The 14350-nt window shown below is 64.5% G+C and carries 16 protein-coding genes; 13 read left to right on the top strand and 3 right to left on the bottom strand.

Annotated features, from left to right (window positions below):
• Positions 1-7: 7 nt before the first annotated feature.
• Both rsmA and AC3XQU_RS18860 read left to right on the top strand, forming a co-directional pair.
• A complete protein-coding gene (gene rsmA, locus AC3XQU_RS18865; protein WP_489875694.1) occupies positions 8-775 on the top strand; it encodes a 16S rRNA (adenine(1518)-N(6)/adenine(1519)-N(6))-dimethyltransferase RsmA in 768 nt (255 codons plus the stop codon).
• A 241-nt stretch (positions 776-1016) separates the two neighbouring features.
• Positions 1017-1190 carry a hypothetical protein gene (locus tag AC3XQU_RS18860; protein ID WP_489875693.1) on the top strand — a complete coding sequence of 58 codons (174 nt, stop codon included), beginning with the start codon at positions 1017-1019 and terminating at the stop codon, positions 1188-1190.
• Between the two features lie 166 nt (positions 1191-1356).
• Here AC3XQU_RS18860 and AC3XQU_RS18855 read toward each other — a convergent pair whose 3' ends face one another.
• Together AC3XQU_RS18855 and AC3XQU_RS18850 are read right to left on the bottom strand one after the other, a co-directional pair.
• Complete coding sequence (locus AC3XQU_RS18855; RefSeq protein ID WP_489875692.1) at positions 1357-1995, bottom strand: hypothetical protein; 639 nt, start codon at positions 1993-1995, stop codon at positions 1357-1359.
• A gap of 19 nt (positions 1996-2014) precedes the next feature.
• A complete protein-coding gene (locus AC3XQU_RS18850) occupies positions 2015-2605 on the bottom strand; it encodes a hypothetical protein (RefSeq protein ID WP_489875691.1) in 591 nt (196 codons plus the stop codon).
• A gap of 203 nt (positions 2606-2808) precedes the next feature.
• On the opposite strand from AC3XQU_RS18850, the gene AC3XQU_RS18845 reads away from it, so the two are divergent.
• Together AC3XQU_RS18845 and hrcA are read left to right on the top strand one after the other, a co-directional pair.
• Positions 2809-3522 (top strand): HAD family hydrolase, encoded by a 714-nt coding sequence (locus tag AC3XQU_RS18845; RefSeq protein WP_489875690.1) that lies wholly within the window; start codon positions 2809-2811, stop codon positions 3520-3522.
• Positions 3523-3582: 60 nt separating this feature from the next.
• Positions 3583-4599 (top strand): heat-inducible transcriptional repressor HrcA, encoded by a 1017-nt coding sequence (gene hrcA, locus AC3XQU_RS18840; RefSeq protein WP_489875689.1) that lies wholly within the window; start codon positions 3583-3585, stop codon positions 4597-4599.
• A 21-nt stretch (positions 4600-4620) separates the two neighbouring features.
• Here the strand turns inward: hrcA and fur are convergent, their stop codons facing one another.
• Complete coding sequence (gene fur / locus AC3XQU_RS18835; protein ID WP_489875688.1) at positions 4621-5049, bottom strand: ferric iron uptake transcriptional regulator; 429 nt, start codon at positions 5047-5049, stop codon at positions 4621-4623.
• A 153-nt stretch (positions 5050-5202) separates the two neighbouring features.
• Here fur and AC3XQU_RS18830 point away from each other — a divergent pair, with 153 nt between their 5' ends.
• From AC3XQU_RS18830 to AC3XQU_RS18790, 9 genes are all read left to right on the top strand, one after another.
• Positions 5203-5736, top strand: a complete 534-nt coding sequence (locus tag AC3XQU_RS18830; RefSeq protein ID WP_489875687.1) for an outer membrane protein assembly factor BamE — start codon at positions 5203-5205, stop codon at positions 5734-5736.
• A gap of 12 nt (positions 5737-5748) precedes the next feature.
• Entirely contained in the window at positions 5749-6558 is an 810-nt protein-coding gene (gene dapB, locus AC3XQU_RS18825) for a 4-hydroxy-tetrahydrodipicolinate reductase (protein ID WP_489875686.1), read from the top strand.
• Position 6559: 1 nt separating this feature from the next.
• Entirely contained in the window at positions 6560-6886 is a 327-nt protein-coding gene (locus AC3XQU_RS18820) for a barstar family protein (RefSeq protein WP_489875685.1), read from the top strand.
• Positions 6887-7043: 157 nt separating this feature from the next.
• Complete coding sequence (gene leuS, locus AC3XQU_RS18815) at positions 7044-9686, top strand: leucine--tRNA ligase (RefSeq protein ID WP_489875684.1); 2643 nt, start codon at positions 7044-7046, stop codon at positions 9684-9686.
• A 3-nt stretch (positions 9687-9689) separates the two neighbouring features.
• On the top strand, positions 9690-10196 hold the full coding sequence (locus AC3XQU_RS18810) for an LPS-assembly lipoprotein LptE (protein ID WP_489875683.1): 507 nt from the start codon (positions 9690-9692) through the stop codon (positions 10194-10196).
• A 9-nt stretch (positions 10197-10205) separates the two neighbouring features.
• The gene (gene holA, locus AC3XQU_RS18805; protein WP_489875682.1) at positions 10206-11219 is read left to right on the top strand and encodes a DNA polymerase III subunit delta; all 1014 of its coding nucleotides are present in this window, start codon (positions 10206-10208) and stop codon (positions 11217-11219) included.
• A gap of 135 nt (positions 11220-11354) precedes the next feature.
• A complete protein-coding gene (locus AC3XQU_RS18800) occupies positions 11355-12620 on the top strand; it encodes a glutamate-5-semialdehyde dehydrogenase (RefSeq protein WP_489875776.1) in 1266 nt (421 codons plus the stop codon).
• A gap of 25 nt (positions 12621-12645) precedes the next feature.
• Positions 12646-13056, top strand: a complete 411-nt coding sequence (locus tag AC3XQU_RS18795; RefSeq protein ID WP_489875681.1) for a CopD family protein — start codon at positions 12646-12648, stop codon at positions 13054-13056.
• 88 nt (positions 13057-13144) lie between these two features.
• Positions 13145-14347, top strand: coding sequence for a THUMP domain-containing class I SAM-dependent RNA methyltransferase (locus AC3XQU_RS18790; RefSeq protein WP_489875680.1), 1203 nt, complete (start codon positions 13145-13147; stop codon positions 14345-14347).
• Positions 14348-14350 lie beyond the last annotated feature (3 nt).

The following is a 14350-nucleotide window of genomic DNA, read 5'->3' as shown; positions in this document are numbered from 1 at the left end:
AGCACACATGAAACACGTAGCACGCAAGCGCTTCGGCCAGAACTTCCTGACCGACAAAATGGTCCTGGGCGACATCATCGACACCATCGCGCCGCAGCGCGGCGAAGTCATGGTCGAGATCGGCCCGGGCCTGGCCGCCATGACGGCGCTGCTGCTCAAGCAGCTCGACCAGATGCATGTCGTCGAGCTCGACCGCGACCTGGTGGCGCGCCTGGAAAAGGCTTACCCGCGCGAAAAACTCACCGTGCACTCGGGCGACGCCCTGAAATTCGATTTCGGCGCGATTCCCGTGCCGGAGGGGCAGCGCCTGCGCATCGTCGGCAATTTGCCGTACAACATCTCGAGCCCGCTGCTGTTCCACCTGGCCGAGTTCGCGCCGCTGGTGGAAGACCAGCACTTCATGCTGCAAAAGGAAGTGGTCGAGCGTATGGTGGCCGAGCCCGGCACCAAGGCCTATGGCCGCCTGTCGGTGATGCTGCAGTGGCGCTACGACATGAGCCTGATGTTCATCGTCCCGCCAACCGCCTTCGATCCGCCGCCGCGCGTGGATTCGGCCATCGTGCGCATGATCCCGAAACGCGAGATGCTCCCCTGCGACGCCGCGACGCTGGAGAAAGTGGTGGCCAAGGCCTTCTCGCAGCGCCGCAAGGTGATCCGCAACTGCGTGGCGGGCATGTTTACCGAGGCCCAGCTGGTCGAGGCCGGCATCGATCCGGGCGCCCGTCCGGAAGCCGTCGGGCTGGAGCAGTATGTGGCGCTGGCCAATTTGCTGTAACGCCTAGCGTGGCCGGCCTCTCCGGCCACGCGTTCACGCCACGACGACGCGCCGTGGTTTTTTTACGTCCTGCTACACCGCTCTGCCGCAGCGCACCATCGCAGAACATCGCGCATTTTCGCCCTTCAAGCGCGCATTCCTGCAGTCCGTCGCACTTCGCTGGAGCCAATGTCGCCCATTGGCTAAAGTGCTTCCATCGACAGCCGGAAACGGCCCGCCACTCAACCGAAGGAGCACGACAATGAACACCCTCAAGCACATGGAAGCCATTTTCCTCGCCACTCTGGTCCTGGCCGGCGTCAGCGGCTACGCGACGGCAGCGACCACCCGCGCGGCGGAGGCGTACAACGCCCAGGTGTCGGTCGGCGCCTCGCAGGTGGCGGTGGTGAAGATCAGCGCCAAGCGCGCAGCCTGAGGCAGCTGTCCTGCCCGGCGAGCGGGCAAAAAAAAGCCCGCTGTGAGGCGGGCTGAAATCCAATTCTTTTTAAGGAGAGTTGGAGGAGACAGGAGTTAGTATGCTGCGTTACAGCATATTAGTCCAATTCTCCTTTCGAATACGAGACATGCGTTTCGTGAATGCCTTAGCGCGGCACGCAATTGACGTCGATATTGGTGACTGCCGCATCGCCCATGGTGCCGGTGGCGTTCGACACGGTGCAGAAGCGGCCGACCGGCTGGGTCACGATGGTGACGCCATAGGTCACGCCGAATTCGACCTTCAGCGGCATGATGTACTCGAATGGCGCGCCGTTGGCATCGGGCGTCGGCACGATCGAGCCGCCGCTGCTGCCGTTGGTCAGCTGCAGGCCGGTATTGGCCGCGGTCAGGCCGGTAATCTTGCCGCCGATGTTGTAGGCGTTGATCGAGCAGACGAAGCGCGCATTAATCTGGGTCAGCTCGCCGCCCGTGCCATAGACGCTGCGCGGGAACTGCGGGTTGACGCCGCAGGTCTGATGCGCCGGGTTGGACTTGATCGCGATATTGAACTCGTCGCCGTAGCCAAGCCGCTTCGAAAAGGTGAATTCCACCGGGTCCGCGGCCTTGGCCGGCGGTGCGATCGCCAAGTCCTGGCCGTTCGTGGTCAGCACCAGGCCAGGGTAGGCCACGCCTTCGACCACGCCCTTGATCGAAAAATCATTGTCGTCGCCGCCGCCACCGCAGGAGGCAAGGCTCAGTGCCAGTGCCAGCGCGCCGGCCGGACGAATCAGGGAAAACTTCATTGGGTCAGCTCCAGGAGAATTAGGGACGGTTGACGCAGGTGACGGCGACGTTGTTCACGTCGTTCGCGCCCATCACACCGCTGCCGTTGGCAACCGTGCAGGTCTGGTTGTCGGGCTGGGTCAGGACGGCGACGCCATACGGCGCGTCTTCGTTCACGCGGGCCATGGCGAAGGTGGTGGCGCCGGCGGCGACCGGCACGCGGTCGGCGCCGTTGACCAGCACCAGGTTGTTGCCCGTCAGGCCGGACACCGTGCCCGTCAGCGCATGGTTCTTGACCGTGCAGACGATACCCACCGTGGTGATGGTGAACGCGACCCGGCCGACATTGCGGAAGGCTTCGCATTTCTCGGCATTGCTCGGGATGCTCTTGATCGTGACGTTATAGTCGTCATCGGTTTCCTGCAGCTGGCTGAAGAAGAAGTTGCCGGAACCGCTGGCCGTTGGCGCAACTGCCAGGTCGGAGCCGCCATTGTTCTGCAACACCAGGCCTGGCTTGGTTACACCGGAAAACGAACCGCCCAGCCCCAGGTCGCCATCGCTGCCGCCACAGGCGGACAGGGCCAGCGCGCACGCCAGCGCAGCACCGGCACGCAGGTAGGAACTCTTCATAATTTCTCCAAAAATCACAACTGGTGGAATGCACAACCGCGCACTGAAGGTGGCGGCGGATAGATAATCGCCCAACATTTTAGTCCATTTGGCAAGCTGCTGGACGGTTTGCCTTTGTATCGGGGTGTAACCGACGGCCCCGCATTGATTTCTGCTCCCGGGCTCGCTATGCTTGCCTGACCGTTGACAGAGCAGACCTCACCATGACAACCCAGCGCCGCCCCTGGCCCAAAGCCGTCTTGTTCGACCTGGACGACACCCTGTGGCCGATCGCGCCCGTCATCATCGAGGCCGAGCAGAAGTTGTTTGCCTGGCTGCGCGAGCACGCGCCGCTGGTCGCGCAGCAGTTCACGATCGACACCTTGCGCCACGCGCGCCTCGAATTACTTGCACGCAAGCCGGAATTCCAGCTCGACCTGGGCGCCCTGCGCCGCGCCGGCCTGATCGCGGCGTTCGAGCAGGCCGGCGAAGATGCGGCCAAGGTGGAGCTGGCGATGACCGAATTCTTTGCGGCCCGCAACGCCGTGATTCCCTACGACGACGTGCTGCCCGGCCTGCTGCGCCTGAAGGGCAGGGTGCGCATCGCTTCGGTCACCAACGGCAATGCCGACCTGCAGACCATCGGCCTGGCGCGCCATTTCGAGGTGTCGGTCGCGGCGCCCAGCTTCGGCGTGGCCAAGCCGGAACCGGCGATCTTCCTGGAAGCCTGCCGCCAGCTGGGCATCGCCCCCCACGAGGCGGTCTACGTCGGCGACGACCTGCACCTGGACGTGCAGGGCGCCCAGCGCGCCGGCCTGCGCGCGGTCTGGATGAACCGCACCGCCAAGGAAAACATCTTCGCCGGCGAGATCGCGCCGGACGGCGAAGTCAACAGCCTGGACGGCCTGGTCGACTGGCTCAAGCGCGCGCACGGATAACTGGCGCGGGGCGCGCCGGAGCGTGCATAATAGGTACGGACCCTCCCGCCTACCTGGAATATGCAACTCGAACCCCGCGCCCAGACCCTGCTCAAAGCCCTCGTCGAGCGTTACATCGCCGACGGCCAGCCGGTCGGATCGCGCGCGCTGTCGAAGATTTCCGGTCTCGACGTGTCGCCCGCCACGATCCGCAACATCATGGCCGACCTTGAAGAAATGGGCTATGTCTCCAGCCCCCACACCTCGGCCGGCCGCATCCCGACCCCGCGCGGCTACCGCCTGTTCGTCGACACCCTGCTCACGGTGCAGCACCTCGACGAGCACGCGATGGAATCGCACCAGATGCGCCTGCCCCTGCAGCAGCCGCAAAAGCTCATCGCCAATGCGGCCCAGATGCTGTCCTCGCTGTCGCAGTTCGCCGGCGTGGTGCAAAGCCCGCGGCGCGAATCGGTGTTCCAGCAGATCGAATTCCTGCGCCTGTCCGAAAAGCGCATCCTGCTGGTCATCGTCGATCCGCGCGGCGACGTGCAGAACCGGCTGCTGCTCACCGACGTCGACTACACGCCGACGCAACTCATCCAGTCGGCCAATTACCTGAACCAGAATTTCGCCGGCCTGAGTTTCGACCAGGTGCGCCAGCGCCTGAGCGGCGAACTGCGCGAGCTGCGCGACGACATGGGACGCCTGATGGCGATGGCCGTGGAAACCGGCAGCGCGGCGATGGCCGAGGGCGACGACATGGTGATCTCCGGCGAGCGCAATCTGCTGTCGGTATCCGACCTGTCGTCGAACATGAGCTCCCTGCGCCAGATGTTCGACATGTTCGAGCAAAAGACCGGCCTGATGCAGCTGCTCGACGTGTCCAGCAAGGCAGGCGGCGTGCAGATCTTCATCGGCGGCGAATCGAAACTCGTGCCGATGGATGAAATGAGCGTGGTGACGGCGCCCTACGAAGTGAACGGGCGCATCGTCGGCACCCTGGGCGTGATCGGGCCGACCCGCATGGCCTACGAGCGCGTGATTCCGATCGTGGATATCACGGCCAAGCTGCTGTCGAATGCCCTGAGCAATTCGTGAGCTCGGCCGCGAGGCAGGCGCTCACCCCTTGCGCGGGCAAGCCACCTTGATGCAGTTCCCGTAAATCGCCAGCGAATGCTCGGCAATCTTGTACCCGCGTTCGGCCGCGATCGCGTGCTGGCGCGACTCGATCTCTTCGTCGTAGAACTCTTCCACGTGACCGCAATCCAGGCACACCAGGTGATCGTGGTGCGAGCCGGCGTTGAGCTCGTAGATGGCCTTGCCGGTCTCGAAATGGTTGCGGTTCAGCAGGCCGGCCTGCTCAAACTGGGTCAGCACGCGGTAGACAGTGGCCAGGCCGACGTCCATGTTCTCCGCTAGCAGGATCTTGTAGACATCTTCCGCCGTCAAGTGCCGAACGGAGCTGTTCTGGAAGATTTCCAGGATTTTCAGGCGCGGCAGGGTTGCCTTCAGGCCGCTGGCCTTCAGGTCGGTGGGATTGTTACTCATGTTTGTTGCTCGTATATTGGCGGAGTGCTTTATGATATAGCGTTTTGGAGCTCCCGCTCAAACGTTTTGAGGTTACCTATGCGCGTCAAACCAGCCGTTCTCCGTCGATTTCCAGCCCGGGCAGCCCTTGCGGCCGGCCTGGCGTGCACGCTGATGCTCTCGGGCTGCGCCGCCTGGCGCAACCAGACGCGTCCTGCGCCGCCGGTGAGCACGGACCCGGCTGCCGTAGCCGCCGACGCGCAGAAATCGGCTGCCGCCGCCAACGCCGGCGCCCAGACGGTCCAGGCCAGCAAGCTGCAGAAATTCATGTGGATCTTCTCGCCTTACCGTCCCGACATCCAGCAGGGTAACTTCGTCTCGCAGGAGATGCTGACCCAGCTGAAAGAAGGCCAGACCAAGGAGCAGGTGCGCTTCATCCTCGGCTCGCCGCTGCTGACCGACATCTTCCATGCCGACCGCTGGGACTTCCCGTTCTACCTCGCGCGCGGCAACGGCGAGCTGACCACCAGCCGCGTCACCATCTTCTTCAAGGACGACAAGGTGGAGCGCTTCGAAGGCGGCAACCTGCCGACCGAACGCGAATACATCGACCGCATCGCCGGCCCGGCCAAGGTCAGCACCAAGACCAAGCCGGAAAGCCGTCCGGTCGAGCCGGTCAAGGTCGGCGGCGCCCCGGTCATCCAGTAAGGAAACCGCGGCATGACGCAATTGAGAATCGCCGTTGCCGGCGCCAGCGGCCGCATGGGCCGCATGCTGGTCGAGGCCATCGGGGCCGCGCCGGATGCAGTGCTGGCCGGCGCGCTGGACGTCGCCGGTTCGCCCGCGATCGGCACGGACGCCGGCGCCTTTGCCGGCCAGGTCACCGGCGTGACGATCCAGTCCGACCTGGCGGCGGCCTTGCAGGATGCCGATGTGCTGATCGACTTCACCCGTCCCGAAGGCACGCTGCGCCACCTAGAATACTGCGCCGCCAACAATGTGCAGATGGTGATCGGCACCACCGGTTTCGACGATGCCGGCAAGGCCGCGATCCGCACCGCCGGCGAGAAGGTCGGCGTGGTGTTCGCCCCGAACATGAGCGTGGGCGTGAACGTCACCCTCAAGCTGCTCGAGATGGCGGCGAAGAGCTTCAACGAAGGCTACGACATCGAGATCGTCGAAGCGCACCACCGCCACAAGGTCGATGCGCCTTCCGGCACCGCACTTAAGATGGGCGAAGTCATCGCCGGCGCCATCGGGCGCGACCTGAAGGACTGCGCCGTCTACGGGCGCGAAGGCGTGACCGGCGAACGCGATCCATCGACCATCGGCTTTGCCACCGTGCGCGGCGGCGACGTCGTGGGCGACCATACCGTGATGTTCCTGGGGACGGGCGAGCGCATCGAGATCAGCCACAAGTCCAGCAGCCGCGTCACCTACGCCCACGGCGCCCTGCGCGCGGCGCGTTACCTGGCCGGCAAACCGAACGGCCTGTTCGGCATGGACGACGTGCTCGGCCTGAAAGCTTAAGATGGCGACCGCAGAACTGAACGGCGCGGCGATCGTCGACGAAGCCTCCTTCCACCGCGAATCGCGCCGCGCCTTCGGCTTTCCCGAATCCTACGGCGACAGCATCGACGCCTGGGTCGACTGCCTGAGCTACCTGCGCGACGACGAGAACATGACCAAGTTCACCCTCAGGCCTAACGAGGTGCTGGAAATCGTCATCACCGATGCCGACAAGATGAAGGCCACGGTGCCCGACCTGTTCGAGGAAATCGCCTTCTGCGTCGGCGGCATCAACGAGCGCTACGAGGATTACGGCGACGAGCCGGCACTGGAGCTGGTGCTGCGCTAGATCCGGCTCGCCCCGCCGAACCGCCATCCCCGCTCGCGCGGCGGTGGCGGTTTTTCATTGGGGGCCCGCCGCGCCCCGGGCCTGCAGCTTTCGCCGCAGTGCAAAATGAACCAGTATAATGTTCTGCTCCACTCCCTTTTTCCGTCCGCAGATCACCATGCAAGAAAAATATAGTCCAGCCGAAGTCGAACAGGCCGCCCAGGCCTACTGGAAGTCGATCGAGGCCTACAAAGCCGTCGAACACGACCCACGTTTCCCAAAAGGCAAGTATTACGCCTGCTCGATGCTGCCTTACCCATCGGGCAAGCTGCACATGGGCCACGTGCGCAACTATACGATCAACGACGTGATGTACCGCTACCTGCGGATGAACGGCTACAACGTGCTCATGCCGATGGGCTGGGACGCCTTCGGCATGCCGGCCGAGAATGCGGCGATGGCCAACAACGTGCCGCCCGCCGAGTGGACCTATTCGAACATCGCGCACATGCGCGGGCAGATGGAATCGATGGGCCTGGCCATCGACTGGTCGCGCGAGATGACCGCCTGCAAGCCGGAGTACTACAAGTGGAACCAGTGGATGTTCCTGAAGATGCTGGAAAAAGGGATCATCTACCAGAAGACCGGCACCGTGAACTGGGACCCGGTCGACCAGACCGTGCTGGCCAACGAGCAGGTGGTCGATGGCCGCGGCTGGCGTTCGGGCGCGCCGATCGAAAAGCGCGAGATCCCGATGTACTACGTGCGCATCACCGACTACGCCGACGAATTGCTGGAGCACGTCGACAGCAAGCTGCCGGGCTGGCCGGAGCGCGTGCGCACCATGCAGGCCAACTGGATCGGCAAATCGACCGGCGTGCGCTTCGCCTTCCCGCACCAGATCAAGGATGAAACGGGTGAGCCCATCAACGAGGGCAAGCTGTACGTCTTCACCACCCGCGCCGACACCATCATGGGCGTGACTTTCTGCGCCGTGGCCGCTGAGCATCCGCTGGCCCAGCACGCAGCAAAAAACAACCCGGAGCTGCAAGCCTTCATCGCCGAGTGCAAGCTCGGCTCCGTGATCGAAGCCGACATGGCGACGATGGAAAAGAAGGGCATGCCGACCGGCCTGTCCGTTACGCACCCAGTCACGGGCGAACAGGTTCCGGTCTGGATCGGCAACTACGTCCTGATGACCTACGGCGACGGCGCCGTGATGGGCGTGCCGGCCCACGACGAGCGCGACTTCGGTTTCGCGCAAAAATACAATCTGCCGATCAAGCAGGTCGTCGCCGTCGAAGGCCAGGAATTCTCGCTCGATGGTTGGCAGGAGTGGTATGGCGACAAGGAAGCCGGCCGCACCATCAATTCGGGCAAGTACGACGGCCTCGATTACATCTCCGCGGTCAATGCCGTGGCGGGCGACCTGGCGGGGCAGAACCTGGGCGACAAGAAGGTCACCTTCCGCCTGCGCGACTGGGGCATCTCGCGCCAGCGCTACTGGGGCACCCCGATCCCGATGATCCACTGCGGCGAGTGCGGCGTGGTGCCGGTTCCGGAAAAGGACCTGCCGGTCGTGCTGCCGGAACACCTGGTCCCGGACGGCACCGGCAACCCGCTGAACAAGGATGAAGCCTTCCTCAAGTGCGACTGCCCGAAGTGCGGCAAGCCGGCGCGCCGCGAGACCGACACGATGGATACCTTCATCGATTCGTCCTGGTACTACATGCGCTATACCTCGCCGGGCTCGAACGAGGCCATGGTCGACGCGCGCAACGATTACTGGATGCCGATGGACCAGTACATCGGCGGCATCGAGCACGCCGTCATGCACCTGCTGTATGCGCGTTTCTGGACCAAGGTCATGCGCGACTTCGGCCTGGTGAAGTTCGACGAGCCGTTCGTCAACCTGCTCACCCAGGGCATGGTGCTCAACGAAACCTACTACCGCGAAGACGCTGCCGGCAAGAAGACCTGGTTCAATCCGGCCGACGTCGAGCTGACCTTCGACGACAAGGGCCGCCCGCAGAACGCGGTCCTTCGCGCGGACGGCCAGCCCGTGAACATCGGCGGCACCGAGAAGATGTCGAAGTCGAAGAACAACGGCATCGACCCGCAAGCCCAGATCGAGCAGTACGGCGCCGACACCGCGCGCCTGTTCACGATGTTCGCCTCGCCGCCGGAGCAGACCCTGGAATGGTCGAACAGCGGCGTCGAAGGCGCCAGCCGCTTCCTGCGCCGCGTGTGGGCCTTCGGTTACGCCCAGCGCGAGCGTATCGCCGCAGCCCTGGCCGGCCAGAAGCAAGGCTCGCTCGACGACGCCCAGAAGACCCTGCGCCGCGAAGTGCACAAGGTACTGCAACAGGCCGACTACGACCTGAAACGCATCCAGTACAACACGGTCGTCTCGGCTTGCATGAAGATGCTCAACACGCTCGAATCCGCCAAGCTGGCCGAGGGCGCGGCGTCGGACGCGGTGATTGCCGAAGGTTTCTCGATCTTCCTGCGTTTGCTGAACCCGGTCGCGCCGCACATCACCCACGCGCTGTGGCAGGAGCTGGGCTATGCCGCCGTCTACGGCGATATCCTCAACGTGCAGTGGCCGGAAGTCGATCCTGCTGCGCTGGAGCAGTCGGAAATCGAGATGATGATCCAGGTGAACGGCAAGCTGCGCGGCTCCGTCAAGGTGGCCAAGGATGCCGACAAGGCCAGCATCGAAGCGGCTGCGCTGGCGGAAGAAGCGGTGCAGAAGTTCCTCGAAGGTCCGCCGAAGAAGGTCATCGTCGTGCCGGGCAAACTCGTCAACATCGTGGTGTAAGCGATGAAGACGATCGTGGTACGGACTCTCCTGGCGCTGCTGGCCGCTGCAACCCTGGCCGGTTGCGGCTTCCAGCTGCGCGGCTCGAACGGCCAGTACAACATGCCCTTCCAGAGCATCTACCTGGCCTTTGCCGAAACCTCGCCGCTGGGCACGGAGCTCAAGCGCAACCTGCGCGCGGGCGATTCCGTGCGCATCGAGAGCGACGCCTCGAAGGCCGAGGCGCTGTTCGACGTGCTGGGCGAATCGCGCGGCAAGGCCATCCTGTCGCTGAACAGCCTGGGCCGGGTGCGCGAATACTCGCTGAGCTATACGCTGGTGTTCCGCGTGCGCGACGCCAACAACAAGGTGCTGCTGGCCCCGACCGAGATCACCCTGCGCCGCAACATCGCCTTCGATGAATCGCAGGTGCTGGCCAAGGAATCGGAAGAAGCGCTGCTCTACCGCGACATGCAGGCCGACCTGGTGCAGCAGATCCTGCGCCGCCTGGCCGCGATCAAGCCGGTGTGAAGGTGAACCATGCAGCTGCGGCCTGAGGCCCTCGAGGGCCACCTGGCCAAGGGCCTGGCGCCCTTGTACGTGATTACCAGCGACGAGCACCTGCTGGCGCTGGAAGCGGCCGACCGTATCCGCCGCACCGCGCGCGCCCAGGGCTATACCGAGCGCGACGTGCTCACGGTCGAGCGCACCTTCAAATGGGGCGAGCTGCTGGCCGCCAACCAAGCCATGTCGCTGTTCGGCGACAAGAAGCTGATCGAGCTGCGCATCCCGACCGGCAAGCCCGGAAAGGATGGCAGCGCCGCGCTGCAAAGCTATGCGAAAGACCTCAGTCCCGACAACCTCACCCTGATCACCCTGCCCAAGCTGGACTGGCAGACCGCCAAGGCGGCCTGGGTGACGGCGCTGCAGCAGGCCGCGGTGTATATCGAGATCCCGACCGTCGAACGCGCCGCACTGCCCAACTGGATCGGCGTGCGCTTGAGCGCCCAGGGCCAGAGCGCCGACCGCCAGAGCCTGGACTTCATCGCCGACCGCGTGGAAGGCAATTTGCTGGCGGCGCACCAGGAAATCCAGAAGCTCGGCCTGCTGCACGAACCGGGCAAGCTCAGTTTCGAGCAGGTGCATGACGCGGTGCTGAACGTGGCGCGCTACGACGTGTTCAAGCTGTCCGAGGCGATGCTGCTGGGCGACCCGGCGCGGCTGGCGCGCATGCTCGACGGACTGAAGGGCGAGGGCGAGGCGCTGCCGCTGGTGTTATGGGCCGTCAGTGAAGAAATCCGCACGCTGCTAAAATTGAAATCCGGGATGCAGCAGGGCCGCCCCTTGGGCGCGCTGCTCAAGGAACACCGCATCTGGGGCCCGCGCGAACGCATGATGGAGCCGGCCGTGCGGCGCGTCTCGATCGCCACGCTGGAAGCGGCCCTGCAGGAGGCGGCGCAGGTGGACCGCATGGTCAAGGGCTTGCGGGCCAAGGCGTTCGCGGGGGATGCGTGGGATGCGATGCTGCAGCTGGCGCTGAGGGTGGCGCGGTAGTCAAGTACTCGCTGACCCGTAGGGTGGGCAAGTCTCTTGCCCACGCGTTCAACCAGCCGTCGCGTTATGCAAACACTGTTTGAACACGTGGGCAGAATCTGCCCACCCTACGAAAATCGCTACACGGGCTGAATGATGGACATCACCGAACACATGCATTCCCTGGGCCGCAATGCCCGCGCCGCATCGCGTGCCATGGCCCGGGCCGACGGCGCCACGCGCAACCGCGCACTGCTCTTGATCGCCGACGCCATCGAACGCGACGCGGACCTGCTGCGCGCCGCCAACGCGCAGGACATGGACGCTGCCCGGGCCGGCGGCCTGGAGCCGGCGCTGCTCGACCGCCTGGCCTTGTCCGATGCCGCGATCGCCACCATGGTCGCCGGCCTGCGCCAGATCGTCGGCCTGCCCGACCCGGTCGGCGAAATCACCAACATGAAATCGCGCCCGAGCGGCATCCAGGTTGGCCAGATGCGCGTGCCGCTGGGCGTGATCGGCATCATCTACGAAGCGCGCCCGAACGTGACGGTGGACGCGGCCGGCCTGTGCATCAAGAGCGGCAACGCGGCCATCCTGCGCGGCGGTTCGGAAGCGATCCACTGCAACCGCGCGCTGGCCAGGCTGGTGAGCGAAGGCTTGAACGGCGCCGGCCTGCCGCTGGACGCGGTGCAGGTCGTGGACACGACCGACCGCGCCGCCGTCGGCGCCCTGATCACGATGCCGCAATACGTGGATGTGATCGTCCCGCGCGGCGGCAAGAGCCTGATCGCGCGCCTGATCGAGGAGGCCACCGTCCCGATGATCAAGCACCTGGACGGCATTTGCCACGTCTACATCGACGACAAGGCCGATCTCGCCAAGGCGCTGCCGGTGGCCTTCAACGCCAAGTGCCACCGCTACGGCACCTGCAACACGATGGAAACGCTGCTGGTGTCGCGTGCGATTGCACCGACCGTGCTGCCGCAGCTGGCGGCGCTCTACAAGGATGAGCGAGTCGAGCTGCGCGCCGATATGGAAGCCCACGCGATCCTGGCCGGTTATCCTTACCTTGCGCATGCGACGGAGCAGGACTGGAGCACCGAATACCTGGCGCCGATCCTGGCCGTCCGCATCGTCGATGGGCTCGATGGGGCGATCGACCACATCAACACCTGGTCGTCCAAGCACACCGAAGCCATCGTCACCGAAGACTACAGCGCCGCGCTGCGCTTCCTGCGCGAGGTCGATTCGGCCTCGGTGATGGTGAACGCCTCGACGCGCTTTGCCGACGGCTTCGAATACGGCCTGGGCGCCGAAATCGGCATCTCGAACGACAAGCTGCATGCGCGCGGCCCGGTCGGGCTGGAAGGGCTTACCTCGCTCAAGTACGTCGTGTTCGGGCACGGCGAAGTGCGCAGCTGATTCACAAGGACTGTAAAAAAACTTCATGCTCTGGATTAAAGCCTTCCACATCCTCTTCGTCGTCTCGTGGTTCTCGGGACTGTTCTACCTGCCGCGCATCTTCGTGAACCTGGCGCAGGAAACCGAGCCGGCGGCATCGGCGCGCCTGCTGGGCATGGCGCGGCGGCTGTACCGCTTCACCACCATCCTGTCGGTGCCGGCGGTGCTGCTGGGCCTCTGGTTATGGCTGGGCTACGGTTTCACCGGCGGCTGGCTGCACGCGAAACTGGCGCTGGTCCTGGTGACGATCGGCTACCATCACGCCTGCGGCTCGCTGCTGCGCAAGTTCGAGGCAGGGCAGAACAAGCGCACGCACAAGTGGTTCAGGTATTTCAACGAAGTGCCGGTGCTGCTGTTGCTGGCGATCGTGATTCTGGTGGTGGTAAAACCATTTTGATGGGCGCCACTGCTTGCTGATGTGAGGGCGCCGGCAAGGGTCGGCGCCAACTGTTTTTATTTTTTTCAACGGACAAAGGGTACCCCTCATGGCCTCATATTTTTGCCCATGCCCGCGCGGCATGGAAGCGGCTCTCGCCGAAGAACTGGGTGAAATCGCCCAGCAAAGCACTACGCTGAAGGTGCACAACCAGGTGCCGGGCGGCGTGCACTGCTCGGGCACGATGCAGGACGCCTACCGCGTCAACCTGCACTCGCGCATTGCCTCGCGCGTGCTGATGCGCATGGGCCAGCGCAGCTACACCACCGAAAACGACATCTACGACCTGGTGCTCGAGCAGCCCTGGGAAGACTGGTTCGGCGTCGACCACACCATCCGGGTCGACGTCACCGCCGTCAAGTCGCCGCTGCGCAGCCTCGAATTCACCACGCTCAAGATCAAGGACGCGATCTGCGACCGCTTCCGCGACCAGTTCAACAAGCGCCCCTCGGTCAATACCCGCGAGCCGGACATGCGCATCGTCGGCTTTTTAGATGCGCGTAACTTCATCATCTATCTGGATACCTCGGGCGAAGCGCTGTTCAAGCGCGGCTGGCGCGAAGAGACCGGAGACGCGCCGCTGCGCGAGAACCTGGCCGCCGGCATGCTGCGCGTGGCGGGCTGGAAGCCGGGCGTGCCGCTGTTCGATCCGATGTGCGGCTCCGGCACCATCCTGGTCGAAGCCGCGCAGATGGTGCAGGGCATCCCGCCGGGCGCGCGCCGCCGTTTCGCGTTCGAGCAGTTCGCCGACTTCGACCGCGCAGCCTGGGCCGCGATGAAGGCCGAGATCAAGCCGAACCCGTTGCCGAGCGAGCCGACCATCTTCGGCTCCGACATCTCGGGCGACATGGTTGAGATGGCGCGCCACAACCTGAAAATCGCGGGCATCCTGTTCGAGGTGCCGCTCAAGCAGATCGAGGCGCAGCATGTGTCGCCCCCGCTAGCTGCGCCAGGCATCCTGCTGACCAACCCGCCCTACGGCGAGCGGATCGGCGTGCGTGGCGACGCCTCGATGGCGCCGGACGAGATGGCGGTGTCGTTCTATTCGGCCCTGGGCACCACGCTCAAGCAGCGCTTCGCCGGCTGGACCGTGTTCCTGTTTACCGCCGACCTGAGCCTGCCCAAGCTGCTGCGCCTGAAGGAAGCGCGCAAGACCCCGTTCTTCAACGGCGCGCTGGAATGCCGCCTGTTCCGCTTCGACATGGTGGCGGGCTTCAACCGCCGCGAAGAAGCCAAACCGAAGCCGGAATAACAC

Source organism: Telluria sp. AZSoR62 (genome assembly GCF_058111565.1).
Note: the sequence above shows the minus strand (reverse complement) of the source record. Positions and strands in the feature narration are given on the sequence as shown.